Origin of the sequence: Halapricum desulfuricans (assembly GCF_017094465.1) — an archaeon.
Lineage (GTDB): Archaea > Halobacteriota > Halobacteria > Halobacteriales > Haloarculaceae > Halapricum.
In genome coordinates, this window is record NZ_CP064791.1 from 1,191,058 (window position 1) to 1,216,697 (window position 25,640).

The 25,640-nt window shown below is 64.8% G+C and carries 24 protein-coding genes; 13 read left to right on the plus strand and 11 right to left on the minus strand.

What is annotated here, in order from left to right; translation table 11 throughout:
- Position 1 precedes the first annotated feature (1 nt).
- Entirely contained in the window at positions 2-1,144 is a 1,143-nt protein-coding gene (locus HSEST_RS06075) for a DUF63 family protein (protein ID WP_229122799.1), read from the minus strand.
- 127 nt (positions 1,145-1,271) lie between these two features.
- On the opposite strand from HSEST_RS06075, the gene HSEST_RS06080 reads away from it, so the two are divergent.
- Positions 1,272-1,724: a DUF5814 domain-containing protein gene (locus HSEST_RS06080; protein ID WP_229122800.1), complete on the plus strand. Its 453-nt coding sequence runs from the start codon at positions 1,272-1,274 to the stop codon at positions 1,722-1,724.
- Between the two features lie 16 nt (positions 1,725-1,740).
- Here HSEST_RS06080 and HSEST_RS06085 read toward each other — a convergent pair whose 3' ends face one another.
- From HSEST_RS06085 to HSEST_RS06110, 6 genes are all read right to left on the minus strand, one after another.
- A complete protein-coding gene (locus tag HSEST_RS06085) occupies positions 1,741-2,163 on the minus strand; it encodes a CopG family transcriptional regulator (protein ID WP_229122801.1) in 423 nt (140 codons plus the stop codon).
- Between the two features lie 84 nt (positions 2,164-2,247).
- On the minus strand, positions 2,248-4,362 hold the full coding sequence (locus HSEST_RS06090; protein WP_229122802.1) for a PAS domain S-box protein: 2,115 nt from the start codon (positions 4,360-4,362) through the stop codon (positions 2,248-2,250).
- Positions 4,363-4,443: 81 nt separating this feature from the next.
- A complete protein-coding gene (locus HSEST_RS06095; RefSeq protein ID WP_229122803.1) occupies positions 4,444-5,658 on the minus strand; it encodes an MFS transporter in 1,215 nt (404 codons plus the stop codon).
- A gap of 84 nt (positions 5,659-5,742) precedes the next feature.
- Positions 5,743-6,165, minus strand: a complete 423-nt coding sequence (locus tag HSEST_RS06100; protein ID WP_229122804.1) for a CBS domain-containing protein — start codon at positions 6,163-6,165, stop codon at positions 5,743-5,745.
- A gap of 140 nt (positions 6,166-6,305) precedes the next feature.
- On the minus strand, positions 6,306-7,241 hold the full coding sequence (locus tag HSEST_RS06105) for a cation diffusion facilitator family transporter (RefSeq protein WP_229122805.1): 936 nt from the start codon (positions 7,239-7,241) through the stop codon (positions 6,306-6,308).
- Positions 7,242-7,265: 24 nt separating this feature from the next.
- On the minus strand, positions 7,266-7,826 hold the full coding sequence (locus HSEST_RS06110; protein WP_229122806.1) for an HIT family protein: 561 nt from the start codon (positions 7,824-7,826) through the stop codon (positions 7,266-7,268).
- Between the two features lie 239 nt (positions 7,827-8,065).
- Here HSEST_RS06110 and HSEST_RS06115 point away from each other — a divergent pair, with 239 nt between their 5' ends.
- Positions 8,066-8,266 carry a hypothetical protein gene (locus HSEST_RS06115; protein WP_229122807.1) on the plus strand — a complete coding sequence of 67 codons (201 nt, stop codon included), beginning with the start codon at positions 8,066-8,068 and terminating at the stop codon, positions 8,264-8,266.
- Positions 8,267-8,302: 36 nt separating this feature from the next.
- On the opposite strand, the gene map is transcribed toward HSEST_RS06115, so the two are convergent.
- Positions 8,303-9,199 (minus strand): type II methionyl aminopeptidase, encoded by an 897-nt coding sequence (gene map, locus HSEST_RS06120; RefSeq protein WP_229122808.1) that lies wholly within the window; start codon positions 9,197-9,199, stop codon positions 8,303-8,305.
- A 71-nt stretch (positions 9,200-9,270) separates the two neighbouring features.
- Entirely contained in the window at positions 9,271-10,122 is an 852-nt protein-coding gene (locus HSEST_RS06125) for an isoaspartyl peptidase/L-asparaginase (protein WP_229122809.1), read from the minus strand.
- 95 nt (positions 10,123-10,217) lie between these two features.
- Between HSEST_RS06125 and icd the strand changes: the two genes are divergently transcribed.
- Positions 10,218-11,495, plus strand: coding sequence for an NADP-dependent isocitrate dehydrogenase (gene icd, locus HSEST_RS06130; RefSeq protein WP_229122810.1), 1,278 nt, complete (start codon positions 10,218-10,220; stop codon positions 11,493-11,495).
- Positions 11,496-11,563: 68 nt separating this feature from the next.
- Here icd and HSEST_RS06135 read toward each other — a convergent pair whose 3' ends face one another.
- Entirely contained in the window at positions 11,564-13,426 is a 1,863-nt protein-coding gene (locus tag HSEST_RS06135; RefSeq protein ID WP_229122811.1) for a sensor histidine kinase, read from the minus strand.
- A gap of 256 nt (positions 13,427-13,682) precedes the next feature.
- Between HSEST_RS06135 and HSEST_RS06140 the strand changes: the two genes are divergently transcribed.
- The 3 genes from HSEST_RS06140 (at position 13,683) to gcvH (ending at position 17,170) form a co-directional block, all read left to right on the plus strand.
- Positions 13,683-15,644, plus strand: coding sequence for a 3-hydroxyacyl-CoA dehydrogenase/enoyl-CoA hydratase family protein (locus HSEST_RS06140; RefSeq protein WP_229122812.1), 1,962 nt, complete (start codon positions 13,683-13,685; stop codon positions 15,642-15,644).
- 63 nt (positions 15,645-15,707) lie between these two features.
- Complete coding sequence (gcvT, locus tag HSEST_RS06145; protein ID WP_229122813.1) at positions 15,708-16,787, plus strand: glycine cleavage system aminomethyltransferase GcvT; 1,080 nt, start codon at positions 15,708-15,710, stop codon at positions 16,785-16,787.
- Positions 16,784-17,170 carry a glycine cleavage system protein GcvH gene (gcvH, locus tag HSEST_RS06150; RefSeq protein WP_229122814.1) on the plus strand — a complete coding sequence of 129 codons (387 nt, stop codon included), beginning with the start codon at positions 16,784-16,786 and terminating at the stop codon, positions 17,168-17,170. The genes gcvT and gcvH overlap by 4 nt, the downstream gene beginning before the upstream one ends.
- Positions 17,171-17,255: 85 nt before the next feature.
- On the opposite strand, the gene HSEST_RS06155 is transcribed toward gcvH, so the two are convergent.
- Positions 17,256-17,915 carry a helix-turn-helix domain-containing protein gene (locus HSEST_RS06155; RefSeq protein WP_229122815.1) on the minus strand — a complete coding sequence of 220 codons (660 nt, stop codon included), beginning with the start codon at positions 17,913-17,915 and terminating at the stop codon, positions 17,256-17,258.
- 248 nt (positions 17,916-18,163) lie between these two features.
- Between HSEST_RS06155 and HSEST_RS06160 the strand changes: the two genes are divergently transcribed.
- Genes HSEST_RS06160 through HSEST_RS06190 form a run of 7 tightly spaced genes read left to right on the plus strand, consistent with a single transcriptional unit; the run spans position 18,164 to position 25,639 of the window.
- Entirely contained in the window at positions 18,164-18,730 is a 567-nt protein-coding gene (locus tag HSEST_RS06160) for a hypothetical protein (protein WP_229122816.1), read from the plus strand.
- A complete protein-coding gene (locus HSEST_RS06165; RefSeq protein ID WP_229122817.1) occupies positions 18,730-19,365 on the plus strand; it encodes a ubiquinol-cytochrome c reductase iron-sulfur subunit in 636 nt (211 codons plus the stop codon). Before HSEST_RS06160 ends, HSEST_RS06165 begins: the two co-directional genes overlap by 1 nt.
- Complete coding sequence (locus HSEST_RS06170) at positions 19,365-20,729, plus strand: cytochrome b (RefSeq protein ID WP_229122818.1); 1,365 nt, start codon at positions 19,365-19,367, stop codon at positions 20,727-20,729. Before HSEST_RS06165 ends, HSEST_RS06170 begins: the two co-directional genes overlap by 1 nt.
- Positions 20,722-20,904: a hypothetical protein gene (locus HSEST_RS06175; protein WP_229122819.1), complete on the plus strand. Its 183-nt coding sequence runs from the start codon at positions 20,722-20,724 to the stop codon at positions 20,902-20,904. The genes HSEST_RS06170 and HSEST_RS06175 overlap by 8 nt, the downstream gene beginning before the upstream one ends.
- Complete coding sequence (locus HSEST_RS06180; protein WP_229122820.1) at positions 20,897-23,755, plus strand: molybdopterin-dependent oxidoreductase; 2,859 nt, start codon at positions 20,897-20,899, stop codon at positions 23,753-23,755. The genes HSEST_RS06175 and HSEST_RS06180 overlap by 8 nt, the downstream gene beginning before the upstream one ends.
- On the plus strand, positions 23,755-24,813 hold the full coding sequence (locus tag HSEST_RS06185) for a 4Fe-4S dicluster domain-containing protein (RefSeq protein WP_229122821.1): 1,059 nt from the start codon (positions 23,755-23,757) through the stop codon (positions 24,811-24,813). Before HSEST_RS06180 ends, HSEST_RS06185 begins: the two co-directional genes overlap by 1 nt.
- Positions 24,806-25,639 (plus strand): ethylbenzene dehydrogenase-related protein, encoded by an 834-nt coding sequence (locus tag HSEST_RS06190; RefSeq protein ID WP_229122822.1) that lies wholly within the window; start codon positions 24,806-24,808, stop codon positions 25,637-25,639. The genes HSEST_RS06185 and HSEST_RS06190 overlap by 8 nt, the downstream gene beginning before the upstream one ends.
- Position 25,640: the final 1 nt, after the last annotated feature.

Below are 25,640 nucleotides of genomic sequence, written 5' to 3' on the forward strand. Positions count from 1 at the left end.
CCTAGATCCCGAAGGTCGCGCGGATCATATCCCTGGTTCCGGGCCCGAGACCGACTGCGGCGATCGCCATCAGCAGGACGATCGAGTACCGCGGGTTCTCGTCGAGGAACTCGTCGTTGAACAGCCAGACGATCCCCAGGGCGACGGCCATCTTCACGAGCAGGAACGGCCAGGAGGTGCCGATGACACTGGTGACCGACGCGGGAACGACCGCCTCGGTGATCGAGATGATCGTCGCGTTGGCGGGGTGTTTCGGGACGTACTGGAAGGGGAGCCCGAACGCCTCCCACCAGTCCGATGCGAGGACGTTCGCGACGCCGTCGATGGCGTGCGCCCAGAGGACGACGAGTCCGATGTACCCGGTGCCGCTGTTGATCTCGGGTGCGAACCGGTCGGCGAGCCAGTACAGCGCGTAGGCGATCCCGGTCGCGAGTCCGACGGTCACCAGCAGGAACGCGGGATACTGCCCGACTGATTCTTCGAGGACCGAGATGACGACCAGCCCGGAGAAGGTGACGACGAACAGGACCGTCCCGACCGCGCCGAGGACTGGCGGATACGACTCGACGAAATCGTTGCGCGACAGCCAGACACTGCCCAGCAGTGCCGCGAGCGTGATGAAAAAGACGGTGAAGTAGATCAGCGGACTGATGATCAGCGTGTTGAGCGGGTACCCGATGATCTGTTCGGTGCCCGCCGTGTCAGCGAGCCAGTTGTTCGCGTCCTCGACGACCCGAAGTGCCCCGCCGAACAGCATGAACGGCACGAGGCCGAAAAACAGGTTTCGGTTCCGGCCGAGATGCAGCCGTCGGAGCAGGATCCAGATGCCGACCAGGAAGAACAGCCCGACGAGCATGTAGCCCACCTCCGAGACGACTGTGTAGCCCGGCTCCGCGACGACGAGCCCTTCCTGCGCGGCCGTCGAGCACGCCGCACCGCCCGCAGTCGTAATCGAGCCGCCGTCGTTGATGGCACACTGTGCGTTGTGCGCGTCTGCGTACACCGGCCCCCAGAAGTACTGCCAGATGAACCCGTCGTAGACCCGTCGGGGCGCGATCAACGAGCCACCGGCGAGCGCGAGGACGCTCGCCACGAACGTTGCGAGCCACGCGCGAGCGGGTCCGATTCGATCGATGACGTCCATGCCGAACACGGCGAGGCGCGGCGTGTTGAGGTTTCCGGTCGCGGGTCATCAGTGGATGGCCGCCTGTGGGATCGGTGCCCCTCTTCCGAGGGGCTTTTGCTCGCCGGCCTCTAACGAACGGCCACGCGTGGCCATCACGGACAAGATCTACGTCAAAAACCACCGGCAACTCGCCACCCAGCTCGAGACGAACATTCCGAAGGGCGCGTTCTCGGGCGCGACGCTCGACCTGCTGTTCCAGGGTGAAAACCTGGGCAAACTCGACGATGCGACGCGCGATCGCGTGCTCGATTTCGCCGAGGATTTCCTCGACTGCGACTGCGAGGGTGCGCCACACTGTGGCCACCCCGAACGGAAGTTCGTCGCCTACCTGCTGGAACTGCGCGAGACCGGCCTCGGCCCGCAGGCGATGGTCGACGTGATGAGCGACGAGTATATGGTGTATGCCTATCCGGGCGACATCCGGTCGTTTCTCGACGATTCGATCAGGCAACTAGAAGCGATCGAAACGCTGGCCGACGTCGACGGGCAACACGAGATGGCCGACCGGGCGAGAGAGTCGCGCAAACGGCTTCGGTAGGCCCCTCAGAACGCTGTCAGAGGTCTTCGAAGTCGCCAATCCGATAGGGGTTGTCGTCCTCGCCGCCGTCGAGTTCCTCCAGCTGGACGACGTCTTCCTGGTCGTTTTCGTCGAGTCGCTGCCGGAGTTCCGTCGCGTAGCGCTTGTACTCCTCCAGCTGCTCCCGGAGGTGGTCGGCTTCGAGTTCAAGCCGCTCGTGTTCCCGGACGAAGCTCTTGGGCACCTCGATCTTCGGCGGGAAGCTCTGACTGTCGCTGCTCTCCTCGTTGAGTTCGTGTTCCGGAACGACCTTGACCTGGCCGTCGTGGGCGACGAGCATGTCGACGTAATCCCGGAAGACCGCCGACAGGGAGATGTCACGCTCCTCGGCGATGTCCCGGAGTGTCTCGAACTTCTCCTGACTCACCCGGAAGGAGATGGTTTTGTTCTTGTTGCCCATTGGTGAGTGGATATCGCTCCTCCTCGTACTTAATCGTTTGTCAGACGCTCGCATGTCCGCGGGTGGGCCGACTGTGCCGGCCGGTTACTCGATCCCGGTAATCTCGAAGCGGGCGCCCCCGTTAGAACCGTCGGTCACACGGATCTCCCACCCGTGTGCTTCGGCGACTTCTTTGACGATGCTCAGTCCGAACCCGGTCCCCTTGTAGGCTGTCGAATACCCGGCCTCGAAGACCCGATCGCGCTTCTCCGGCGAGATGCCCGGACCGTCGTCCTCGACGTAGAAGCCGTCGGTCGTTTCCCCGACGGTGACGGTCACGTCGTCGCCGCTGTGGTCAATCGCGTTCCGGAAGAGGTTCTCCAGCAGCTGTCGGAGGCGGCTCCTGTCGGCCTGGACGACCAGATCTGATTCGATACGGATCGTCGCGTCGCCGCTCGCGACGTTCCGCCAGCAGTCCTCGACGAGGTCCGCAAGTTCGACCGGTTGTCGGTTCCGGACCGTCTCACCTTCCCGAGCTAGCGCCAGCAAGTCCTCGACCAGGCCGTCCATCCGATCGAGGGCATTCGCGATCGCGTCGTGGTGTTCGCTCTCGGCGTCTTCCCGTGCGAGTTCGAGTCGGCCCTGCGCGACGTGCAGCGGGTTCCGGAGGTCGTGTGAGACGACGCTCGCGAACTCGTCGAGCCGGTCACGCTCCCGGCGGAGCGTCCGCTCGCGCTCTTTCCGTTCGGTGACGTCCCGGTATACCCACAGGTGGCCGTTCCCTTCGCCCAACTCGATCGGCTGATAGCTGCGTGTGAAGGTACGACCGTCGTCCAGTCGCAGGTCTTCCCGGTTCACCGGGTCGCGCTGCTGGATCACAGCTTCGGTTCGGTCGACGAACCGCTCGCCGTCGGCGAACAGTTCACTCGCTTCCCGAGCCAGTCGCTTGCAGTCCTCTCCGATCACGTCATCCGACTGGCCAGCGATCCCGAACAACTCGAAGAACCGATCGTTCACCGCTAGAATATTCCGGTCCTCGTCTTCGGCGATGACGCCGGCCGGCAACGTCTCGAACAGCGTCGACAGCAACGCGTTCGTCTCCTTCAGGTCACGCTCGCGTTCCCGGCGCTCGGTGATCTCACGAGTGACGCCGACGACGCCCTCGACCTCGCCGTCGATGACCATCGGTGTCAGCCGATAATCGAGCACCTGGTACCCGGCTTCGGGGAACTCGCCGGCGACCTCGCCACGGGCCTCCGCACGCTCGCCCGCGAGTAGCTCGCGGAAGGGATCGCCGTCGGCCTGTTCCCGGATCATCGGGACGAGGTTGCTCTTTTGGCCCTCCAGTTCTTCGCGGGACACCTCGTAGAAGTCAGCGAGGTACTCGTTGACGACGTCGAAACGGGCGTCTTCCGTGTAGATGCAGGCCGACTCCAGCATCGTGTTGATCATCCGCTTGTAGCGCCGGAGCTCGCGTTCGTTTTCCTTCCGGTCCGTGATGTCTCGAACCGTATACAGCGTCGTCCCCTCCCGTATCGAGACCTGTTTGATCGAGACGAGGACGGTCCGCTGATCCCCGGACTTGTCCGTGATATCGGTTTCGACGTTGGATATCTCGTCGTCCGTTTCGAGCGTCTCCCGGTCGAACAGCGACTCGTCGAACAGCGCCTCGACCGTTCCCAACTCCTCGACTTCCTCGGCCGTGTAGCCGAAGATGAACTCGACGTTCGGACAGACGTACGTGAACGCGCCGTCGTCGTCGGTGATGAGAACGGCATCGGACATGCTATTCAGTGTCGTCCGATAGAGATCCATTGTTGCTTCCCGATCCTGTCGGTTCTGGTATGCTCCGTAGGCGTCGAGGAGCCGGTCGGCGAGTTCCGCGTACTGCCCTGCGCCCTTCTGTAGATAGTCCGTCGCGCCGGCACCGAGCGCTCGACTGGCTAACGATCCGGAGTCGCGACCCGAAAAGAGCACGAACGGTAGCTCCGGATATCGGTCCCGAACGGCTCGTACGAACTCGATCCCGTCCATTCCGGGCAGTTCGTAGTCGCTGATTACACAGTCGATCGCCCCTTCCTCGAGCCGGTCCAGCCCTGCCTCGGCACGCTGTGCTGTCACGACCGTGAGCTGCTCGTCCGCTCGCTGCAGGCGAGTCGCCGCCGTGTCTCCGGATTCGTGCCCGCTGTGGACGTACAGTACCCGGACCGGCGTGTCCATATCACATAGACTATATTCTATCCCTATATGTCTAGCGCAGCATCGGGCTGTGGTCGATGGCTCGCCCGGGTAACGTAGGGATCAGTTACTCCCTGCGTCCCGGACGGGATCGCTGAACAGCCGCAGCGACTGGGTCAGGACGGCGACGGCGATCGCGAGTGCGACGATCGCGAGTTTCGGCCCGACGGCGTCTGCGACGGCACCGCCGCCGATCCGGAAGACGACAAAGGAGACGCCATAGACCATCGAGGCCGTGCTCAGGACGGTCGCTCGGCCCAGCGACGGGAGGTGATCGTTGAGGTACTGGCCCCGGAAGGCGTACGAGAGGCTCTTGACGATCCGCATGCCGACGAACCCGGGGATCGCGAGCCAGGGCTCGACCAGCATGCCGGCCAGAGCCGCGGCCATGAGCACCGGCGCGACGGCGAACCAGCCGCCGATCCCCACCCGGTCCCGGACGCGGTCGATGTTGTAGGACGCGAAGGCCGTCACGAGCATGAACCCCGCGTACAGTACGCCGAGCGACTGCTCGGGGACGCCCGCTTCGACGACGATCGGCTGGATGTACAGGTCCGCCAGCTCCGGGATCGACAGCAGCAGTGCAGTGTAGACGATGAACGTCCGAAGCTCGGGTGCGAGAAACTTCTCCCGGACCGTCTCCCAGGCGTCACGTGCGGAAAACGCGCTTCCGCCCTCCCTTTCGGCGTACTGTTCGGTCTCGGGCATCGAGAGCAACACGAGCGCGCCCGAGGCGGTGATGAATCCGGCGGCGACGAAGGGGATCCGGTGGTCGATACCGTAGAGCACGCCGCCGGCGATCGAGGTGATCGCCGAGGTGACCAGAAACGCCGCCCCGCCGCGCCCGGTGATCTTCGAGTACTCGTCGGTGTCCAGTCGCTCCTCGAGCATGTCGTAGAGATACGCCGAGCCGGTCCCCGAACGGAAGGTCAGCGCGATCCCCCAGAAGACGTACACCGCCGAGAACGCCGGCACTGAGCCGGACACCGTGAACGCGAACATCGATACCGACATCAGAAGCGTGCTGACGATCAGGCTGTTGCGCCGACCGATCTTGTCGCCGACGTAGCCCGTCGGGATCTCCGCACCGACGACACCGGCGAAAAAGAGCCCGTTGACGAGCCCGACGTCCCCGTCGCTCAGCCCGCGCGCGAGGAGATACAGCGTTATAATCGGGTAGACGAACCCTTCCGAGAGAGTCGCCCGATAGAGGTAGAACTTCCAGACGAGCACCCGGTTTTCCCGACTGGCGTCGGCGAGTCGCGTCCCCTCGCTCACGCTTTGCCGTCCCGCGCTCTACGGCATAGAGTTTGCGAAGCGCGATCTACCGTCCCGGCTCGTTCGGAGAGGGAACGTGCTCGATCAGTAGATGGGCGATTCGGCGTCGATCACGTCCGTCAGATCGTCCATCCCGTCCACGAACAGTCGCATCAGATCATCGAGCGTGATGATCCCGACGACCGTCCCGTTGTCGTTGACGGCGATGAGCCGTCGGACCGCGTTGTCGCGCATGATCCGCGGCGCAGCGAACACGTCGGCGTCCGCCGAGATCGTCACCGGGTCCGCCGTCATCACGTCCCTGGCTGGTACGTCCGAGGCGGGACGGTCGCGCGCGTCAACGCGCGTCGCCAGGTCTCGGTCCGTGACGATCCCGACTGGCTGCATCTCCTCCTCGATGATGAGACACCCAACGTCGGCCTGTTCGAGTCGCATTGCCAGCGCCTCGACGGTCGCATCCGGCCCCGCCGTCTCGACGCCCACTGTCATGTGATCTCTAACGGTCATGGCCCCTCTACTTATCGCTACGCACTGTGGTAGAAAATAACACGCAGGTAATTCTCACCGAGCGAAAACGTCCGTTTCGGTCACGGGCGGTACTGGTGGTATCCCCCCGGGTCGTTCCGATGGCTCCCTACCCAATCTCATCATTCGGGAGGCCGTTCGTCGGCCTCGATCAGCCGGTCGATCTCGTCGTCGTGTTTCCACTCGCCGAGCTCTTTCGGGTCGACGTGGACGAACACGTCGTCGACCGCCTTGATGGACTGGATCGACTGGATGACCGCGGTCTCGATGTCGTGTGCCTCCCGCAGGGTGCGGTCGCCCTCGACTTCGATGTGGAGGCTCACGTCGATCTCCGGGCCGACGTAGTGGGCGATCACGTCGTGGGCGCCTTCGACGTCCGGATGGACGAGCGCGCGCCTGATGATCCGGGCTCGAAGGTCGTCCGGCGGCGCGCGGCCGACCAGGTAGTTGACGTTGTCCCGGACGATCTCGACGCCTGTGTACAGGATCCCGAACCCGACGACGACGGCGGCGATCGGGTCGAGTAGCGGATAGCCCAGGCTGGCACCGACGACCCCGGCGAGCGCCGCGCTGGCGGTGAGCACGTCGGCGCGGTTGTCGATGGCCGTAGCGTACAGCGCCGGGGAGTTGTATTCCTTGCTTATCCCGGCGACGTACCGATAGAGGCCGTACTTGACCGCGACGGTGGCGGCCAGTACGGCCACCGCTGCGAGGTTCCGCGTGACGGCCACGTTCCCGCCGAGGATCGCCCGTCCGGCCTGAAAGAGGACGCCGAAGCCGGCGGCGAAGACCCCGAGCGCGACGAACAGCGAGACGAACGGCTCGATCCGCTCGTGGCCGTGGGGGTGCTCGAAATCCGGTGGTCGGGTCGTCAGGTACAGCCCGCCGACCGTGACGATACTGTAGACGCTGTCGGCGAGGCTGTTGACGGCTTCCGACTGGACGGCCAGACTGCCGGTGTACCACCAGACGGCACCCTTCGCGATGACGAGCGCGGCGTTGGCCGCGAGCACGAGGAGTCCGACCCGGCGTAACACGGACCGGCGGGACGCCGACATTACCGCCCCTTTCGTCGTGGGTGGTCAAATCGGCTTCGACGTGGTCTCGATCTCGACGGCGCCGCCCGTCTCGGGAACGGTTGCCCCGTCCTGGGCGGCGAACGCGTCGTGCAACCGGTCGTAGGTGTCTTCGAGGGCTTCGACGATGACCTTCGTCTCCGAGATGACCGTCATGAAGTTGGCGTCCCCGTCCCAGCGCGGGACGACGTGGGTGTGCAGGTGGTCGTCGATCGAGCCGCCGGCCGCGTCCCCGCCGAGATTCATCCCGACGTTCAGCCCGTCCGGGTCCATCGCCGACTGGACCGCCTCGACGGTCCGCTGTTGGAGTCTGGCGTGGTCGAACAGGATCTCGGGGTCCAGCGTCTCGTATTTGCCCGCGTGCTCGTAGGGGATGACCATCGCGTGCCCGGGGTTGTACGGGTAGTTGTTCAACAGCACGAAGGCGTGCTCGCTGCGGGCGACCAGGTTGTACTTCCGATCGGAATCCAGATCCGGGAGTTCACAGAACACGCACCCGTCGATTTCGGGATCCTCGTGTGGGCGTCTCACCCATTCGATTCGCCACGGCGCGAACACCTGATCCATAGACGACGTTCCGGCAGCGCGATTGATAGATGTGCTGTTCGCAGTCTACTATCTGATTTTAAATCTGTCGGCCGTTTTCAGCCGACTGACCGATGAGGATCATCGAGACACGAGTATAAACGATCTAATCTCATCTACAGACGTATCTGGGGTATCAGTCTCCCATCGGGCGATTAGGGTGTAAACAGTGCGGAACAGTCGGCCGTTTTTATACCCCTGTCCGAAGAACGATCGACCACATGGCAACGCAAGTCGGGGCACGTACCGAGCGATCCGAGTGCTGTGAGAACTGTGGACGGGAAACAGTCCATTCTGTCTCGCTGCGGCTGGTGACCGAAAGCGACCGTCAGGACAACGCCGAGTTCTCGCGCGAGCCCTATCGAGTCAAAGAATGTCTGGTCTGTGGCGAGCAGACGGCCGTGCGAATGAACAACGTTTGATTTCACTCCGTCGGGCGGACCTGCGGAAGTGACCGATCACCGCGACCGCGTCGTCACCTCGGCGCCGTCCTCGGTGACGATGATCGTGTGCTCTTTCTGGCTGACGTAGTGTCCGTCGTCCTCTTTGAGGACGGGGTATCCGTGGACGATCCCCTGTTGTTTGAGGCGACGCAGCGCCATCTTCGGCCGGGAGACGTCGAGCCATCGGGTCGCGAAGGGGAGTGTCTTGAACTCCTCGACGACCTGGTTGAGCGCCTGCCGCGCGGTCCGATCCCGGACTGATCCTTCACTATCCAGGGCGAAGATCTCCTCGTCGCTCCCCTCGCTGACTTTCCCGCTGCCGTCCGTCGCGAACGGCTCGATCGCCACGACGTCCCCGGCTTCAAGGGTCGTGCTCTGTGACACCTCGCGATTGGGGATGTTCGGCGTCGTGTGCTGCTCCCAGTGGCCCAGTCCGTGGCCGGTGAGGTTCACGACGGGATTGAAGCCGTACCCGTCGATAACCTCCTCGACGGCCGCCCCGATCTCGCCGGTCTCGACGCCCGGTTCCACCAGTTCGATGGCGGTGTCGAGCGCCTCCTCGGACGCCTCGGTCAGTTCGTCGTGACCCGAGAGGTTGACCGTGACGGCAGTATCGGCCAGCCAGCCGTCGACGTGGACGCCGATGTCGAGGTTGACCAGTTCCTCGCCGAAGGTGCTGTCGTCGCCGATGCTCGGGGTCGCGTGGGCGGCTTCCTCGTCGATAGAGATGTTCACCGGGAATGCGGGCTCCCCGCCAAGTTCGCGGATCCGGTTTTCGGCCCACTCGGCGACTTCGAGATGGGACGCACCGACCTCGACCATCTCGGCGGCCTCGTCGCGCACTTCCGCGAGGATCTCGCCGGCTTCGCGGCACTTCTCGTACTGTTCGCTCGTCAGATCGACCTCACTCATGTCCCGGTCGTTCGACCCCCGCGACCGAAAGCGTTTGCGTTCCGCCGTTCCCAACTCCGAAGCAATCGAAGTCAGACGCTCTCGATGGCGGTTTGCATCGACTCGCCACAGTGGGCGGACCCGGCGTTGCCGTCGGTATCCATCACGATGACGCCGGCGACGCTGTCGTGAGTTGTCGCGAACGACTCGACCGTCCGGTCGGCAGCCGTCTGGGGGTCGGCCCCCTCCTCGAGGCGCCGGACGGCCCGTCTGGCCAGTGTTTCACGGGCGATGTCCTCGCCCGCACCGGTCGCGCTGGCGCCGCCGGCCTCACTCGCGTAGAACCCCGATCCGATCTGGGGAACGTCACCCACCCGGCCAGCCAGTGCGAACCAGCGTCCGCCGGTCGAGGTCGCGGTTGCGATGCGCTGGCCATCGGTCGCGACGGCGCCGACGGTGTCGTGGCCGGCGAAGTGATCACGCACCCAGGTGAGTTGGTCGTGAATTCCCGTCATCGGCGGTTCGACCTCGTTCCAGCGCTCCCGGGTGCGCTCGGTCCAGAGGTCGACGCGCGTCTCGATCCCGAACGACGCCGCCAGGTCGACGGCGTGTTCGCCGGCCAGCAACACGTGCGGCGTCGAGGCCATGACGACGCGGGCGACTTCGACGGCGTGTTCGACACCCGGCATCGAACAGGCGGCCCCGGCGGACCCGCGGCCGGTCATGATCCCGGCATCGGTCCTGATCGTCCCGTCGCTCTGGACGGCGCTCCCGACGCCCGCGTTGAACCGGGGTGCCGACTCCAGCCAGCGAACAGCGGCGACGACTGCGTCGACCGGCGACGCGGCCTCGGCGCCGCGCGTGGCCGCCTTCGACAGCGTCGCTGCTCGCTCGGACGGCTGTTCGGGCTTCGGGCCCGCCCCGCCGTGCACGATCACGTCCATGCGCTATCGTTACGTCGTCCGCGTCTTAACTTTTCACTGACCGCTCGCCGCAATGGTAGCTCTTTTATCCGCCCTGGGCGTCCGTGTAGACGATTATGAACTACAGTTACGACAAGATCGAGGTGCCCGAGGAGGGCCAGCCGATCGAAGTCATCGACGAGAAAGACGACGCTCTCGACATTCCGGAGACCCCGATCGTTCCCATCCTCCACGGGGACGGCATCGGCAAGGACGTCGGGCCGGCCGCCCAGAAAGTCCTGACCGCCGCCGCCAACGCGACCGGCCGGGATATCGCCTGGATGCGGGTCTACGCCGGCGAGTCCGGCCGCGAGAAGTACGACGAGAACCTGCCGGAGGACACCGTCAACGCCATCGACGAGTTTCGCGTGGCCATCAAGGGGCCGCTCACGACGCCGGTCGGTGCCGGCTTTCGATCGCTGAACGTCGCGCTCCGACAGACGCTTGATTTCTACGCCAACGTCCGCCCGACGTACTACCTCGACGGCGTCCCCTCGCCGATGAAGGCGCCCGAGGAGATGGACATGGTGACCTTCCGGGAGAACACCGAGGACGTCTACGCCGGCATCGAGTGGGAGGCCGGCACCGACGATGTCGAGCAGGTCCGGGACTTCGTCGAGGACGAGATGGGCTTCGACGAGACGATGCACGACGGCCCGATCGGCATCGGTATCAAGCCGATCACCGAGTTCGGCTCCAAACGGCTGGTTCGGAAGGCCATCGACTACGCCATCGAGCACGACCGCGACAAGGTCACGCTCGTCCACAAGGGCAACATCATGAAGTTCACCGAGGGGCAGTTCGGCGACTGGGGCATGGAGGTCGCCGAGGAGGAGTATCCCGACGAGGAGGTCTTCGCCGCACCCGACTCGCTGTGGGAGACCCAGGACGAGGTCGACATCCCCGAGGATGCCGTCATGGTCGAGGAACGGCTGGCCGACGCGATGCTCCAGTGGATGCAGCTGCGTACCGACGAGTTCGACGTGCTGGCGATGCCGAACCTCAACGGCGATTACCTCTCTGACGCCGCGGGTGCCCAGATCGGTGGCCTCGGTATCGCACCGGGAGCCAACTTCGGCGACGCCCGCGTCCTGGCCGAACCGGTCCACGGTTCCGCACCCAAGCGCGCCGGCCAGAACATGGCCAACCCGACTGCGATGATCCTCTCGGGCCGCCTGATGTTCGATTACATGGGCTGGGACGACGCCGCGGACCTCGTTCGCGACGCCGTCGAGCAGACGATCTCCGCGGGCAAGGTCACGTACGACCTCGAACGACAGCTCGAGGGCGCCGAGAAGCTCGGCACCGAGGAGTACGCCGAGGAGATCGTCGCGACGATCGAGGACCTGGCGTAGGTCTGAGACGCCGGACGGCTCGCGTGCCGTTCCTGTCCGTTCGCGACCTCGCGCTGCCGTGGCGGTCGCTAGTCGTCAGTTCGGGCGTGTTGCCAGGTAAACTCTGATTGCTCGAACAGTCGGTCTTCGCTCCCGAAGACGTCCGAGAAGACGAACCGGGCGCCGCGACCCGACGTGCCGTCGATCCACACCGACCAGCCGTGGGCTTCGGCGATCGTCTTGACGATCGACAGGCCCAGTCCGGTCCCGTCCTCACTGGTCGTGTGGCCGTACTCGAAGATCGAATCCATCTCCTCGTCCGGGATCCCCGGGCCGTCGTCTTCGATGTAAAAGCCGTCCTCGGTCAGACCGACCGTCACCGTCACCTCGGGGCCGACGTGATCGATCGAGTTCCGGAACAGGTTCTCGAACGCCCGCAGGAGTCGACTCCGATCGCCCTCGATCGAGATGCTGTTCTCGATCTCGAGGGTAGCGTCCTTGCTGTCGATATTGCGCCAGGCCTCCCTGGCGGCGTCTTCGAGTTCGAACCGATCGGATTCCTCGACGGATTCGCCCTTGCGGGTCAGCGTGAGCACGTCGCCGATGATCGAATCGATCCGGTCGTGGGCGCCGTCGATCTTCTCGACGTGTTCGGTCAGCTCCGACTGTGAATCGGTGAGTTTCGTCCGCAGCAGTTCGACATGGCCTCGGGCGACCGCGAGCGGGTTCCGGAGGTCGTGGCTCAGCGTCGAGGCGAACTGATCGAGCCGGCGGTGCTGCCGTTCCATCTCCTGGCGGGAGCTCTCGGCCTCGTGTCTGGCCTGCCGAGCGTCCTGAAACTGCTGTTCGAGCGCGTCGCGCATGTTCTCGAAGGCCCCGAACAGCCGGCCGATCTCGTCCTCGCGGGTCGTCTCGAGATCGACGTCGAGCGATCCGGACTCGATCTCCCGGATCTGCTCTCTGAGGTGGACCAGCGGGACGACCGTGCTCCGGCCGATGACGAGCCCGACGACCCCTAGCGATACCAGCGCTGCCAAAGTCAACACGACCACGTTACGCCCGACGGTCGCACTCACGCCGTAGAGGTTGTCCTTCGAGGCGGTCGAGACCGCGACCCAGTCGGTCCCCTCGATTGGGACGTACGTGCGCACTTCGTCATCGGTTTCGACTGTGCGGACCGTCCGCTCCTCGATCGCCGTCGAAAACCCGTCCGTCCGCTCGAACTCGGTATCGGAGTCGGTCGTCAGGACTCGCTCTCCGTTCGCGGTCACGAGCGCTGTGTCGATGTCGTTGTCGGTGAGTTCGGGATCGAACTGGCTGACGACGACGACCGCCCGATCCGCTGTTGTCCGGCCGACCAGCGCGATGGCCCGCTCGCCGTCGACAGTGTACGACCGGTTCGAAACCGCGATGGCGTCCGGATCGCTCCCCAGGCGGTCGAGCGGCCCGGCCCAGTCCGCTCCGACGACCGCGAGCTCACGACCGGTATAGTCGTCGTTCGTACTCGCGAGCACGCTGTTCGAATCGACGTAGTGGATGTCGATGATCGAATCGCCGCCGCCGTCTTTCGCCGCTGAGAGATACGCACCCATGTCCGTCTCGTTTGGTGCCAGTTCCGGATCGGCGGCCAGGGCTGTCTGGGCGCGCGTCCCGGCGATCCACTGGCCGACACTCTCGGCACGCAACTGTGCGGTCGTTTCGAGTTCGGCCGTCGCTTCCTCCTGGATCGTCCCCTGAATCTCGACGTACGTGACGAGCCCGATGAGGCCGATGAGAACGACGACGAGCAGCAGCGAGACGAGGAGCTTCATTCCGAGACGGCGGCGGACGAACGTCGGCGTCACCCAGCGGTATACCCGCCGGTATAGCGGGAGTGGCTCCGGATCCCCGTCCGTGACATCCGGGCCCCCTCCGGTCGATTCTGTCGAGTCAGTGTAGCGGCCGGGCGACATACTTGGTCTACCGGGCCGTCCCGGAGCCCCGTGGTACGTTTTACGTGATCAAACCTGGCATATAAGGATTTGGAAACGTCTGTGAGCCGGTTCCAAAGGCCGCTCTCTCGGCGCCGCATCGATTTGACCAATCCAAGTTTTCTCTGTAAAGTGATAGTAAACTGGGTGCGATACACCAAGCGATCTATCGGCACTAGTATTATGACGATTTTCCGGGAAGGAAAACTTCATTCGTGTGCCAGAACAGAGCACGCGTATGGATGTCGACGACATCACGACGATCACAGTCCTCGGTGCGGGGAACATGGGTCACGGTATCGCCGAAGTTGCGGCGATTGCGGGGTACGACGTGCGGTTGCGCGACGTCGAAGACGACCTCGTACGAGCGGGATACGAGAACATCGAGTGGTCGCTGAACAAACTCGCTGAGAAGGACCGGTTGGACGCGGATCCCGAGACGGTTCTGGACCGGATCTCGCTGCTGGTCGATCTCTCGGCGGCCCTCGAAGACACCGACGTCGTCATCGAGGCCGTACCGGAGGTCATGGATATCAAGATCGACGTGTACGAGGAGGTAGCCGAACACGCCCCCGATCGGGCGATCTTCGCGACGAACACGTCCAGCCTCTCGATCACCGATCTTTCGGAGGTTACCGACCGCCCCGAGCAGTTCTGTGGGATGCACTTTTTCAACCCGCCCGTGCGGATGCAACTGGTCGAAGTGATCACCGGCGCACACACGAGCGACGACACCATCGAGGCGATCGAAGCCCTGGCCGAGGCGTTCGGGAAGACGCCGGTCAGGGTGCGCAAGGACAGCCCGGGATTCATCGTCAATCGCGTGCTCACGCCGCTGTTGAACGAGGCGTGCTGGGCCGTCCACGAGGGCGACGCCGACATCGCGACCGTCGACAGCACGAGCAAGTACGACATCGGCCTGCCGATGGGAGCGTTCGAGCTCGCCGACCAGGTCGGCAACGACGTCGCTCACCACGTGCTGGAGTACGTCAACTCGGAACTCGGGCAAGCCTACGAACCGTGTCCGCTGCTGACTGACAAAGTCGAGGCCGAGCAGTTCGGCGAGAAGACCGGTGAGGGATGGTACGACCACGACGAGGGGGTCGCGATTCCCACTGACGCGGGCGATCCGGCGATCGAACGCCGCCTGCTCGCGGTGCTGGCGAACGAGACGGCCAGGCTGATCGACAACGACGTCGCGCCGATCGAGGCCATCGACGAGGCGATGATGCTCGGCGCCGGGTTCCCCGAGGGTCCCGGCAAACTGGCCGACGAGGCGGGCGTCACGACGCTCGTCGAGACCCTGGAAGAGCGACACGCCGAGACGGGCCATCCGCGCTACGCAGTCAGCGACGCGCTCGAAAGGATCGCGGACGATGGCGGGTTCTATCCCGACGGCGGGGACGAAACGGACACTCGGGCGTACGAACAGATCTCCGTCACGGTCGAGGATCGCGTGGGTCACATTGAGATCGACCGCCCGCACCGGATGAACTCGATCACCGTCCAGATGCTCGAGGAGATCGATCAGGCCGTCGAAAGCCTACAGGAGGACGACGACGTCCGGGCGCTGCTCGTGTCAGGTGCCGGCGACCGGGCGTTCTCCGCCGGGTTCGACGCCGCTTCAGCCGCCCCGGGCAGCGGGCTCGAAGCGACCGAGCTCTCGCGGTACGGACAGCAGGTCTTCGGCGCGTTCGAGGAGTGTCCCAAACCGGTCGTCGCGGCGGTCGACGGCTACTGTCTCGGCGGCGGGATGGAACTGGCCACGGCCGCGGACATGCGGATCGCCGGCGAGGGCGCACAGTTCGGTCAGCCGGAGCACGATCTCGGTCTGTTGCCGGGCTGGGGCGGGACACAGCGGCTCAGCGCTATCGTCGGGGAGGGACGGGCCAAGGAGATCATCTTCACGGCCCGCAACGACTACGACGCCGAGACGATGGCCGACTACGGGTTCGTCAACGAGGTCGTCGATAGCGGGGGCCTCGAAGAGCGGGCCTGGGAACTGGCGCGGGAGTTGGCTGCTGGCCCACCGATCGCTCAGAAGTTCACGAAACGCGCGATACTCGCGGGCCGCGACGACACCGACGCCGGGCTGGAAGTCGAGGCGTCCGCGTTCGGACACCTGTTTACGACCGACGACGTCTGGGAGGGGCTGGCCGCCTTCCAGCAGGACCGCGATCCGGAGTTCGAAGGGAAGTGAATCTCGCGACCTGAATCGGTCGTCGGTCCAAAGAATTACCACCGTTCCTGCCGCCCCTTGCGTATGGACCGTCAGACGCCACTCTACCGACGCCACGATGATCGAGGAGCCAGTTTCACCGACTTCGGCGGCTGGGAGATGCCGGTCGAGTTCGACTCGATCAGGGGAGAACACCAGCGCGTCCGCGAGGCAGCCGGCAAGTTCGATGTCTCCCATATGGGTCAGATCGAAGTGACCGGCCCCGACGCGGCAGCGCTGTTGCAGCGACTCACGACGAACGACGTGGCCGCGCTCGATCCCGGCGAGGCGCAGTACGCGGCGATCACCGACGAGGAGGGTATCATGCTCGAGGACACGGTCGTCTACCGGCTCCCGGACGGCGAGACGTACCTGTTCGTCCCCAACGCCGGCAACGACGCGGCGATGGCCGACCGGTGTCGGTGGATTCGCTCGGCGTTCGATCTCGACGCCGAGATCGACAATACCACGACGGACTGGGCGATGATCGCGGTCCAGGGGCCGGACGCGCCCGCTCGGTACGAGACCGTGACCGACAGCCGGTACACGCTCGATCGGTTCGAAATCGAGCGGGCGACGATCGCCGGCGTGGACTGTCTGGTCGCGGCGACGGGCTACACCGGCGAGGACGGCTTCGAGATACTAACACCGTGGGCGGAGGCAACCGGGGTCTGGGACGCCTTTGACGTGCAACCGTGCGGCCTCGGCGCCAGGGACACCCTGCGCCTGGAGATGGGACTGTTGCTCTCCGGGCAGGACTTCGATCCCGACGAACAGCCCCGGACCCCCTACGAGGCGGGGATCGGCTTCGTCGTCGATCTCGACACCGCCTTCGTCGGTCGAGACGCGCTCGAGGCGGCCCGGGAAGCGGGGGTCGAAGAGACTCTTTGCGGCGTCGAACTGCTCGACCGCGGCGTGTTGCGCCACGGCCACACCGTCACGACGCCGGATGACGAGGAGATTGGCCACGTCACCAGCGGGACGATGAGTCCGACGCTCGGTGTCTCGATCGGGCTGGCGTACGTCGATAATGAGTACGCGGAGCCCGACGAGACCGTTCGGGTGATTGTCAGGGACGAACCGAAGAAAGCACGTATCAGGGCCACACCATTTCTCGATAGATGAGCTTCGACATCCCCGAAGGGTTGCGCTACCTCGACTCCCACGAATGGATCGACGTGACCGACGGCACCGCACGCGTCGGCGTCTCGGACGTCGCACAGGACGAACTCGGCGACGTGGTCTTCGTCGAACTCCCGGCGGAAGGCGACCAGTTCGACGCGGGTGCGGAGTTCGCCGTCGTCGAGAGTATCAAGGCCGTCTCGGACGTGTACATGCCGGCCTCCGGCGAAGTGACCGCGGTCAACGAGGCGCTGCTCGACCGCCCCGAACTGATCAACGAGGAGCCGTACGGCGACGGCTGGCTCGTCGAACTGGAGCTCGACGACGCCGACGAACTCGACGGGCTTCTCTCCGCCGAGGCGTACGCCGAACGGATCGAGGACTGATTCTCCCGGCTGCTCCGCCGGGCTGTCGCAACACATCCGCGCGCGGACGACGGCCGCGCGAAGAGACGGCGGACGCCGACTCCGATCAGACGCCCGACCGGGGCAGCTGTGACTGTTCCGTATCGAGGAGTTCCGCGAGTAGGTTGTGCTGGGCGGCCGCGAGGTGTTCGGTGAACGTCGGCGTCGCGACGTCCAGCGCGTCCGCGACCTCGCTCGCGGTGGCTTCTTTCGGGTACTCGAAATACCCCATCTCGTAGGCCGTATCGAGCACCTCGCGCTGGCGCGCGGTCAGCACGTTCAGATCGACGATAGTGCTGTCGTCGCCCTGGTCGTCGTCCGATCGCGTCAGTCGGCGTATCCGAACGCCCTCGTGTGTGTCCCGCAGGTCCGCGATCACGTCACGGACTGTCGTGAGGTCCGTCGTCAGGAAGGTCAACACGACTGATCCGTCGACGACCTGAATCCCTCTGACCGTACAGCCGGTTTGCTCGACGAGCTCGCAGACACAGTCTTGATCAGCCGCACGCGAGAACCGATAGACCGTTCGATCGTCGTAGGAGAAGATCGGTTCGGCCTCGAACTCCTCGGCCCACTGTTCGTCGTCGCTGACCGTAAACTCCTCAGTGACAGTCCCCTCGTCGTCCGCTCGCGTCCCCCGGGAGACCGACGAGACCGTGCCCGACGCGTCCGCCAGCTGGCACACTGCTGGCCCGTCGACGCGGATCTCGGCACAGATCCCGGTCATAGATCGTAGTTGCTGGCACTATCCCATACCAGTATCCGCGAACATATTCGGCCCTCTTCGAGATATTTGACCGTTGCTTTTTCGTGGCTGTATAAATCTGACCCCGAATATATGCATTATATTTATTACATAAAGGCCCTTAGACATTAGGGTTTGGGGATACTGTCGAGCGGTGAGAATCGGATGAACGAGTCCACACTGTGGCGAGGCCGCTGGCGGACGCGGTCCCGCAGTGTGAGTATCAAACCATGAATAGGAAGACACTCGTGATAGTCGCGGTGGTGCTCGTGGTCCTGTTGCCGATGTGGTTCGTCGCGCTGCACGGCGAACCGCCGTCGGAAGAGGTCGCGATAGACAGGAGTGTCTCGGAGATGCAGCCCCTGGAGAGCATCGTCGACACGCCGAACAAGCTCTCACCGAGTCAGGTCGGCGTGATCATCTGGGTCGCTCTCTTCGGCCTCTTCGGGACGCTCGTCGCCGCCCACCGCTTCATGAATCGTGCAGTTAGACCACCCGACGCGGCGGCCGACGGCGGCCAGCCGGGGTGGTCGTGGATCGACACCGACCGCCGCTGGGTGGTCGCGTACCACGAGGCGACCGAATCGATCGAGGGGTTGGCCGCGATGGGTGCGCTGACGGTACTCGCCATCGTCTTCGCGGCGCTGTTCACCGGCGAGTACCTGACGCTGGCGCGCACCCAGTACTTCGGGCTGTACGCGACCGGCATGTTCCTCTCGCTGGCCGCGCTGACAGTGGCGTACTACGCCTGGTTCATGCCACACGTCGAGGTCGCCGAACACAGGGGGCACGACTGATGGACGGGCACGACCACACCGACGACTGTGAGACGTGTGACAGCGGCGAACCGGTCCGGCCGAGCATCTACACTGACGCCAGAGCCGAGATGCAGCGCCGCGATTACGCGAAGGCGCTGGCGACCGTCGGAGGCCTCACCGCCGTCGCGAGCCTGGCAGCGCCGCTGGCCGGGTTACAGCGCGTCTTCGAACGGGAGTACACCGGCCCGATATACGGCGACGAGATCCCGCTCGTCGACGGCAACGGCGACCGGATCATGGAGTCGCGTCTCAGTGAGGGCGAACAACTCACTGTGTTTCCCGAGCCACGGCCGGGGTTGGATGACGCGCCGACGCTACTCGTTCGCTTCCCGGAGTCGGCGTACGGCGGCGGGACGAACATGGCCTTCACCGCTGGCGGATACGCCGCGTACTCGAAAGTGTGCACGCACGCGGGTTGTATGGTCGACGACCGGGAGAACTCGACGTGGGTCTGTCCGTGCCACTACGCGAAGTTCAATCCCAAGGGCGGGGCCTCGGTTGTCGGCGGACCCGCGCCGCGCCCGCTGCCGCAGCTGCCGATCACGATCTCCAGCGGCGGCTATCTGATCGCGACAGGCGACTTCGAGGGGCCGATCGGCCCCGGTGGTGAGTGATGTCGCTGGCTCAGATGCTGTATCAGTGGGCCGACGACCGGTTCGACCTGGACGACGCCGAGGAGTTCGGCGGCAAGGCGTTCCCGGCCGAGGACTCGTTCCTGCTGGGGGAGATCGCGCTGTTCTGCTTCGTCATGCTCGCGCTAACCGGGATCTTCCTCGGTTTCTTCTTCGAGCCGTCGACCTCGGCGACGACCTACGAGGGCAGCGTCGCGAAGTTCCAGGGCGAGGAGCTGCCGGCCGCCTTCGCGTCGGTGCTGCAGATCACGTACGACGTGCCCTTCGGTATGTTTATCCGGCGGTTCCACCACTGGGCTGCCCATCTGTTCGTCGCTTCGATCGGCCTGCATATGCTCCGGGTGTTTTTCACCGGCTCCTACCGGAACCCCCGCGAGCCCAACTGGATCGTCGGCACGGTCCTGGCGATTCTGGCGATCGGGGCGGCCTACACCGGATACGCCTTGCCGTTCGATGAGTTCGCCGCGACGGCGACCGGGATCGGGTTCAACGTCACGACGGCGATTCCGGTCGTCGGGGACATTCTGGCGAAAGTCGTCTTTGGGGGATCGTTCCCCTCCAGCGCGACTATCCCGCGGCTGTACTTCCTCCACGTGCTGGTGATTCCGGTACTGATCGTCGCCTTCCTTGCCGTCCACATGGTTATTCTGATCCGTCAGAAACACACTGAAGCCCAGCGCGAGGACGACATCGCGTCGCCGGCGAGCGACGGTGGCGACCGGGCCGTCGACCGCGAGGACGACACCGTCGTCGTCGGCCTGCCCGCGTTCCCGAACCAGGCCGCCGTCTCGGCGGTGGTGTTCTTCCTGACGCTAGCGACCCTGTCGCTGTTGGCCGGTTTCCTGCCGGTACACAACATCGCTGCATACGGCCCGAACAATCCGGCTGGGACGCCCGATCTGATCATGCCGGACTGGTTTTTGATGTGGCTGTACGGCTTCCTCAAGCTGTTGCCGTCGTGGCTCTCGTTCACGATTCCCGTGGTTGGGATCCACGTCAGCGCGGAGTTCATCGGCGGGCTCGGCATCCCGGGGCTGATCTTCTTGGTCATCTTCGCGTGGCCGTTCATCGATCGTGAGGAAGAGCCCGTCCACTTCACGGCGGATCCGCTCAATCGGCCGTGGCAGACCAGCGTGGGCGTCTCGGCAGTTGTGTTCATCATGCTCGCCTCGCTCGGTGGGATGAACAACCTCGCCGCGAGAGCGACAGGCCTCAGCACCGGCACGCTGAACCCGCTGTTGCTCGCGGCGCTGATCCTCGGGCCGGTACTCGCGTTCGGGATCGTCTATCGGACGCTCCGTGAGCCCTCGACGGGGTCGGCCGGGGAGGTGCTGGGCGATGACTGAGATCGCGCTCTCGGCGCGGACGTACAGTCGACTGGACACCGCGAGCAAACTGCTCGGGCTGGCGCTGGTCGCGGCCGGCCTGGAGGTCGGGCCCACGGGCAGTGCCGGCGCGACGCTCGTGGTCGTCGGTATCGCTATCGGAACTATCACCGTCTTCATCACAACCAATGAGTAGTAACAACGACCAGCCGGACGGCGACGTCTCGCGCCGGGACTTCCTGAAAGGGGCCGGCGTCGCAAGCGTCGTCGGCGTCACCGGCGCGACGATCGCGGAACAGGGACTGAACAACCTCGAACTCGTCGACGACCCGATCGGCTCCTATCCCTATCGGGACTGGGAGGACCTCTACCGCGAGGAGTGGGACTGGGACTCGATCTCCCGGTCGACCCACAGCGTCAACTGCACCGGCTCCTGTTCGTGGCAGGTCTACGTCAAGAACGGGCAGGTCTGGCGCGAACAACAGGCAAACGACTACCCGCGATTCGACGAGAACCTCCCGGACCCGAGCCCCAGGGGCTGTAACAAGGGGGCTTGCTTCAGCGACTACGTCGACGCCGACCAGCGCGTGAAATACCCGCTGCGGCGCACCGGCGAGCGCGGCGAGGGCCAGTGGGAGCGGATCTCCTGGGACAGGGCCCTGACCGAGATCGCAGAACACGTCATCGACGAGGTGACCGAAGGCCGGTACGACGCTATCTCGGGGTTCACGCCGATCCCGGCGATGAGTCCAGTCTCTTTCGCCTCGGGGACGCGGCTGATCAACCTGCTCGGCGGGGTCAGCCACAGCTTCTACGACTGGTACTCGGACCTGCCGCCGGGCCAGCCCATCACCTGGGGTCACCAGACCGACAACGCCGAATCGGCCGACTGGTACAACGCCGACTACATCATCGCGTGGGGTTCGAACATCAACGTCACGCGCATCCCGGACGCGAAGTACTTCCTCGACGCGCAGTACAACGGCACCAAGCGCGTCGGCGTCTTCACCGATTACTCCCAGACGGCGATCCACACCGACGAGTGGCTCTCCCCGAACCCGGGGACTGACACCGCGCTGGCGCTGGGAATGGCCCGGACGATCGTCGACGAAGGCCTGTACGACGAAGCCCACGTCAAAGAGCAGTCGGACATGCCGCTGCTCGTCCGGGAGGACACCGGGAAGTTCCTGCGCGCCAGCGAGGTCCCCGGACTCGGCGCGGACGTCGAGAACCCGGAGAAAGTGATGGTCATGCAGGACGGCGACGGCGAGCCCCGGATCGCGCCCGCCTCGCTCGGCGATCGCGCGGACAAATACGATCCCAGCAAATCCATCGAACTGGACTTCGATCCGCAACTGGCCGTCGAGGAGGAGGTCACGACGACCGACGGACAGGTGCCGGTCCGGTCGGTGTGGGTGAATCTCCGGGAGGAACTGTCGAACTACACGCCCGAGTACGTCGCCGAGGAGACCGGCGTCGGCGAACGGACTCACCGGAAGATCGCCCGGGAGTTCGCCGAGTCCGACGCCGCGAAGATTATCCACGGCAAGGGCGTCAACGACTGGTATCACAACGACCTCGGCAACCGTGCGATCCAGTTGCTCACCACGCTGACCGGCCACATCGGCCGCAACGGGACCGGCGTCGACCACTACGTCGGCCAGGAGAAGATCTGGACGTTCAACGGCTGGAAAAACCTCTCGTTCCCGACTGGAAGCGTCAGGGGCGTCCCGACGACGCTATGGACCTACTTCCATGCGGGGATTCTCAACAACACCGACGAGCAGACGCGTTCGATGATCCAGGAGTCGGTCAACGAGGGCTGGATGCCAGTCTACCCCGAGGAGCGCGGCGACGGCTTCCGGCCGGACCCGTCGACGATGTTCGTCTGGCGTGGCAACTTCTTCAATCAGGCGAAGGGCAACGTCGCCATCGAGGAGAACCTCTGGCCGAAACTCGACCTCGTGGTGGACATCAACTTCCGGCTGGACTCGACGGCGCTGTACAGCGACATCGTCTTGCCGGCTGCGAGTCACTACGAGAAGACCGACCTGAACATGACGGACATGCACACGTACGTGCACCCGTTCACGCCGGCGGTCGAGCCCCTCGGCGAGGCCAAGACCGACTGGCAGATCTTCAGGGAACTCGCGGCGAAGATCCAGGACCTCGCGGAGAGACGCGACATCGATCCGATCGACGATCGCAAGTTCGACCGCGAGATCGACCTGCAGTCGCTCGAAGACGACTACGTCCGCGACTGGCTCACTGAGGAAGGGGAGGGTGACGGCGCGCTGGCAGACGACGAGGCCGCCGCCGAGTTCATCCTCGAACACTCGACGGAATCCAACCCCGACGACGGCGGTGAAATCACCTTCGCGGACACGGTCGAGCAGCCACAGCGCTTCGAGGCCGCCGGCGACCACTGGACCTCGGACATCGAGGAGGGCGAAGCCTACGCCCCCTGGAAGGACTTCGTCCAGGACAAGGAACCCTGGCCGACGTTCACGGGCCGCCAGCAGTACTACATCGACCACGACTGGTTCCTCGAACTCGACGAACAGCTACCGACCCACAAACGCCCGCCCGAACAGCAGGACCAGCAGGAGTATCCCCTGCGGTACAACACCCCTCACGGCCGATACGCGATCCACTCGACGTGGCGTGACAACGAGAAGCTGCTCAGGCTGAACCGCGGCGAACCAGTCGTGTTCATCCACCCTGACGACGCGCAGCGACGCGGGATCGAAGACGGCGACCGGGTCGAAATCTACAACGACCTCTCCGAAATCGAGGCGATAGCCAAGGTCTACCCCTCGGCTGACCCCGGCACTGTCCAGCTGCCGTTCGGCTGGGAGAAATACCAGTTCCCCAACCGCGAGAACTTCAACTCGCTGGTCCCGATGTACATGAAACCCACACAGCTGGTGCAATACCCCGAGGACAGTGGCGAACACCTGCACTTCTTCCCCAATTTCTGGGGGCCGACCGGAGTGAACAGCGACGTCCGCTGTGACGTCCGCCCGAAAGAGGGGGGTGATAACTGATGGCACATGAGAACTTCGAGATCGCCGACGGGGTCGACCACCAGGTCGCGATGGTGATGGACCTCAACAAGTGCATCGGCTGTCAGACGTGTACGGTCGCCTGCAAGACGCTGTGGACCGAACGCGAGGGGACCGAGTACATGTACTGGAACAACGTCGAGACCCGTCCCGGGAAGGGCTACCCCCGGCGCTGGGAGGAGAAGGGCGGCGGCTGGGTGTCCGACGAGCACACCGAGCGCACGCCGGGCGAGATCCCCGCGAGCGAGGACTACGGCGAGGCCTGGGAATTCGATCACGAGGGCATCCTCAAAGAGGGCGAGGACAAGAAACTCGCCCCCGAGGGCGGCAAGCCCGAGTGGGGTCCCAACTGGGATGAAGACCAGGGTGCGGGCGAACACCCCAACAGCTACTACTTCTACCTGCCGCGGATCTGCAACCACTGCACGCACCCCTCTTGTGTGGAGGCCTGCCCTCGCCAGGCGGTCTACAAGCGCGAAGAGGACGGCGTCGTCCTCGTCGATCAGGACCGCTGTCGTGGCTATCGGTACTGCGTCGAGGGCTGTCCCTACAAGAAGATCTACTACAACGCCGTCTCGAAGAACTCCGAGAAGTGCGTCTTCTGTTATCCGCGGATCGAAGGGGAAGGCCCCGACGAGGAGATCCACCCGCCCGCCTGCGCCGATCAGTGTGTGACCCAGCTCCGACTGGTGGGCTATCTCGACGATACCGACGGGCCGATCTACAAGCTCGTCGAGCAGTACGAGGTCGCGCTCCCGCTGCATCCGGAGTACCAGACGACGCCGAACGTCTACTATATCCCGCCGTTCGCGCCGCCCCAGCACTCCGAGGGCGGCGAGACCGTCGACGTCGATCGGATCCCCCGGTCGTACCTCGAACAGCTGTTCGGCGAGCGGGTCCACGACGCTCTGGACACGATCGAGCAGGAGCGCCAGAAGGTCGAACGCGGCGGCTACAGCGAACTCATGGAGATACTACAGGACACGAATCCGGCCGAGCAGTACCGCCTCGACCGAACGGGGGTGTTCGACGATGACTGAGCGCACGACCTGGACGTTCGTCGGGCTCGCCGCGATCCTGGTCGTCGCGTCGGCGGCCATTCCGGCGCTCGTCGACGCTCGTCCGGCCAGGGAAGTCCCGGCACCGACAGTCGAGGGGAACCTCTCCGGAGCGAACGCGGACGGCTGGGCGGAGGCTCCAGCCGCCGAAGTCCCGCTGGCGGCCGCGCCGAGCGGGCTGCCGAACGCCGAGTCGGTGAACACCCGCTCGGTCGAGGTCCAGGCTGCCCGCGCTGACGGTGACGTGTTCGTCCGGCTGCAGTGGCAGGACACGGAAGCGAGCCGGAACGCGTCGAACCCGAACGCGTTCCTCGACGGGGCGGCCGTCCAGATCCCGGTCGACACGTCCGAACAGCCGGCGATCGCGATGGGGAGTCAGTCCAACCTCGTGAACGTCTGGTACTGGACCGCCGACGGTGACACTGAGGAACTGCTCGCTGGCGGGCAGGGATCGACGACGGCGTTCGAAAACGAGACGGTTCGGACGTGGGCCAGCTACGACGATGGGGAGGACACTTGGTCGGTCGTGTTCAACCGCGAAGCTGAACCCGACGGCGACAACCGCACGGCGATCACTGGCGAGGACGATCTCGACGTCGCCTTCGCCGTCTGGGACGGCGCGAACGACGAACGCTCCGGACAGAAGGCTGTAAGCGAGTGGTACTACCTGCCCGTTGGTCCCGACGACGGCGGCACGCCCTTCGCGTCGATCCTGTGGGCGCTCGCCGGCATCGCGATCGTCGCCGTGGTGGTTCTGACCGCACAGGGTATCAGACGCGCCCGTTCGGAAGGCGACGGGAGGCTCTGAA

Bases quoted from the DNA above. Each gene is read 5' to 3' on its own strand.
- HSEST_RS06075 (WP_229122799.1), bottom strand. From the start codon at position 1,144: ATGGACGTCATCGATCGAATCGGACCCGCTCGCGCGTGGCTCGCAACG.
- HSEST_RS06085 (WP_229122801.1), bottom strand. From the start codon at position 2,163: ATGGGCAACAAGAACAAAACCATCTCCTTCCGGGTGAGTCAGGAGAAG.
- HSEST_RS06090 (WP_229122802.1), bottom strand. From the start codon at position 4,362: ATGGACACGCCGGTCCGGGTACTGTACGTCCACAGCGGGCACGAATCC.
- HSEST_RS06100 (WP_229122804.1), bottom strand. From the start codon at position 6,165: ATGACCGTTAGAGATCACATGACAGTGGGCGTCGAGACGGCGGGGCCG.
- HSEST_RS06105 (WP_229122805.1), bottom strand. From the start codon at position 7,241: ATGTCGGCGTCCCGCCGGTCCGTGTTACGCCGGGTCGGACTCCTCGTG.
- HSEST_RS06110 (WP_229122806.1), bottom strand. From the start codon at position 7,826: ATGGATCAGGTGTTCGCGCCGTGGCGAATCGAATGGGTGAGACGCCCA.
- HSEST_RS06115 (WP_229122807.1), top strand. From the start codon at position 8,066: ATGGCAACGCAAGTCGGGGCACGTACCGAGCGATCCGAGTGCTGTGAG.
- map (WP_229122808.1), bottom strand. From the start codon at position 9,199: ATGAGTGAGGTCGATCTGACGAGCGAACAGTACGAGAAGTGCCGCGAA.
- HSEST_RS06125 (WP_229122809.1), bottom strand. From the start codon at position 10,122: ATGGACGTGATCGTGCACGGCGGGGCGGGCCCGAAGCCCGAACAGCCG.
- icd (WP_229122810.1), top strand. From the start codon at position 10,218: ATGAACTACAGTTACGACAAGATCGAGGTGCCCGAGGAGGGCCAGCCG.
- HSEST_RS06135 (WP_229122811.1), bottom strand. From the start codon at position 13,426: ATGTCGCCCGGCCGCTACACTGACTCGACAGAATCGACCGGAGGGGGC.
- HSEST_RS06140 (WP_229122812.1), top strand. From the start codon at position 13,683: ATGGATGTCGACGACATCACGACGATCACAGTCCTCGGTGCGGGGAAC.
- gcvT (WP_229122813.1), top strand. From the start codon at position 15,708: ATGGACCGTCAGACGCCACTCTACCGACGCCACGATGATCGAGGAGCC.
- gcvH (WP_229122814.1), top strand. From the start codon at position 16,784: ATGAGCTTCGACATCCCCGAAGGGTTGCGCTACCTCGACTCCCACGAA.
- HSEST_RS06155 (WP_229122815.1), bottom strand. From the start codon at position 17,915: ATGACCGGGATCTGTGCCGAGATCCGCGTCGACGGGCCAGCAGTGTGC.
- HSEST_RS06160 (WP_229122816.1), top strand. From the start codon at position 18,164: ATGAATAGGAAGACACTCGTGATAGTCGCGGTGGTGCTCGTGGTCCTG.
- HSEST_RS06165 (WP_229122817.1), top strand. From the start codon at position 18,730: ATGGACGGGCACGACCACACCGACGACTGTGAGACGTGTGACAGCGGC.
- HSEST_RS06170 (WP_229122818.1), top strand. From the start codon at position 19,365: ATGTCGCTGGCTCAGATGCTGTATCAGTGGGCCGACGACCGGTTCGAC.
- HSEST_RS06175 (WP_229122819.1), top strand. From the start codon at position 20,722: ATGACTGAGATCGCGCTCTCGGCGCGGACGTACAGTCGACTGGACACC.
- HSEST_RS06180 (WP_229122820.1), top strand. From the start codon at position 20,897: ATGAGTAGTAACAACGACCAGCCGGACGGCGACGTCTCGCGCCGGGAC.
- HSEST_RS06185 (WP_229122821.1), top strand. From the start codon at position 23,755: ATGGCACATGAGAACTTCGAGATCGCCGACGGGGTCGACCACCAGGTC.
- HSEST_RS06190 (WP_229122822.1), top strand. From the start codon at position 24,806: ATGACTGAGCGCACGACCTGGACGTTCGTCGGGCTCGCCGCGATCCTG.